Raw genomic sequence first — 2,424 nt, forward strand, 5'->3', positions numbered from 1 at the left:
CGGCCCGGCGCTCCTGTCTTATATCACCGCCCGATTGGGCGATGCTTTACGACGATTTTTGTAAGCACCCCTGTTGTGATGATGGTCGATGATGGTATGACGCTTCGCAGTGGCAAACAATTGCAACGTCCATCCGTCGTCAATCCCCGCAGGCGTACTGCTCAGATCCAGCAAAAGACTGCCCGTAATTGACGCTTGATCAAGCAGTCAACCTGATGAAAATGCACATAATGACTTCGAGCACTGCCAGACAGATCGTTGAACCTGTGGATTAGTTTGCTGTCAAATACGCTTTGTTTTTGATGATCTCTTTGGACAGTAATGATAAATAATCATCATTTTGATCGGTCATACATCAGCTTTGATAACCACTTGTCCCCCTCACCCACTTGTCAGGGCCATATCAGAGAAAGAAGCCCCAGCAAATGGTCAATATACCGGGTAGCGAAAGTAACACTCACTGCCCTGGGGCTGCTTTTCTCGACACAGCAACCCGCACACGCCAGCGAAAGAAGACAACTTTCCTTGCAAAGCGGCCTGCAAAACAGCCTGCAAAACCGTAATACCTCCCGCCCACCGGAATGTGATATCAGCCCCTGGCTTACCAGCCCCCCGGTAAACATGGGTAATGCCAGCCCGGTCACCGACGTTTTCCGGCAACACAATGGCTATCACTCTATTCCAGCATACCTTGACAGTAATGAATCAGGGCAGGCAGATATTGATGATATATTACCCGACCTCAAGCACCTGTTCGATCAAACCGTTGACCAAGCCTCCAGCCAAAAAAGGTCCAGTGCGACTCGCAATAGTGGTCCTCACGTAAAACCGCATCATCAACAAAACCCAAAGGAGCATAACGCCCGGACCGGATGGCTCGGCCAACTATTACCTCGACTCTCCCAATGCATTGCTGCCATCTCCCATGAAACCAGTCAGGATACCTTTTCAACCTCCACACTGAACCTGCTCACCAGCCTCCAGCCATCGCCGATCGTCGTTGCGGTTATAGATACTGGCATTATTCCTCACACTGCACTCAATGACCGGTTGGTGCCGGGTTATGATTTTATCAGCGACCCGGAGTGTGCCCGGGATGGGGATGGTTATGACGGCACCCCCACCGATGAGGGAAACCTTACGGATTTATTCCGCGGTTGGCATGGTACAGAAATTGCCGGAATCATTGCAGGGACGTCTATTTATAAAGACGATGTTTCGCCATTACAAAATATCATCAAAATTCAACCCATACGGTATTTGGGCCATAATCGCTGCGCAGGGACAGATAAAGACTTGATCAATGCGTTAAAATGGGCTTCTGGAATACCGGTTGCCAATGTTCCCCTTAATACTAATCCCGCAAAAGTCATTAATCTCTCTCTTGGCGGAGAGGATAACTGTATAAAGTTCAAGACCGTGTGCAAAGAGTTATACCGGAGAAATATTACGGTTATTGCCTCTGCGGGAAATGAGGCAATGCCAGCCAGTAATCATTATCCTTCAAACTGCCCTCATGTCATCGCCGTTGGTGAACAGCTCACAGCATCCTGGTTAGCCCCTGAATCCAACTACGGCCCACCCATTACCATTTCTGCCATTGTGGGTCAGGGAGTTATCACCACCAGCAATACCGGAAAGACAACCCTATTGGCCGAGTCATTCACCAGGGTGGGTGGCACCAGTACTGCTGCCGCCCTTGTCTCTCAGGCTGCAGCCCTGATGCACTCGGTGAACAGCAGACTGACGCCCGATGACATCCGGGCAATACTGATGAATACCAGCCGTCCGTTTCAAAGACCTGCCTGGTGTTATATCCTTGATTCGTGCATAAAAAATATCCTCAACATGATAGACACCGTTTTTTCTACCAAAGTCTCAATTAAACGATGTACTAAAGACTACTGTGGTAGTGGGCATCTTGATATTGGCAAAGCGGCGGCTTTTGCCGCAGGACAGGCGCTTGAAGAATCCGGTAATCAATCAGGCAGTGAGTTTCAGTGGACGAAAGATCTTTTAATGATCATTGTAAATCTATCATTAACAGTGTTAATAGCCATCGTGATAGATGAAACACTAATTTTTATACGTAATCGTTGACGCTTTAGCAGCGCATCGCCTTGCCCAACCCTCAACAAAAGGGTCGGGCAAAGTCCAGGGTCAGAAAATCAAGCCCTGCCCATACGCACCAGAATTTCTTCCTTAGCCTGCAGGCGCTCGAGCTCACGCAGCCCCTCTTCTTTCTGACGCATCAGCTCATTAAACGCCATGCGCGCCTGCTGGGCCAATTCAGAAGCCACCTGCCGCTTCTCATTGGCCTCGATGGCAGCCCGGGTTAATCGCTCAACTTCCTCAAGCATTTCCGCAGGCGCATCGCCCAGATCAGCACCGGTTTCACCGCGAGCCATAGCCTCCCTGCGAATC

General features: G+C 49.8%; 2 protein-coding genes and 1 pseudogene. 2 read left to right on the forward strand and 1 reads right to left on the reverse strand.

The features are described 5' to 3' along the window. Positions 1–192: hypothetical protein (locus KDK13_RS02510; protein WP_257283244.1), on the forward strand; the 192-nt coding region annotated here is incomplete at its 5' end. A 129-nt stretch (positions 193–321) separates the two neighbouring features. After that, positions 322–2,100, forward strand: coding sequence for a S8 family serine peptidase (locus KDK13_RS02515; RefSeq protein ID WP_257283246.1), 1,779 nt, complete (start codon positions 322–324; stop codon positions 2,098–2,100). 68 nt (positions 2,101–2,168) lie between these two features. Here the strand turns inward: KDK13_RS02515 and KDK13_RS02520 are convergent. Next, positions 2,169–2,424 (reverse strand): annotated as a pseudogene (locus tag KDK13_RS02520) (choline transporter); the annotation flags it as partial.

This window comes from Endozoicomonas sp. SESOKO1 (genome assembly GCF_024606265.1).
GTDB lineage: Bacteria > Pseudomonadota > Gammaproteobacteria > Pseudomonadales > Endozoicomonadaceae > Endozoicomonas.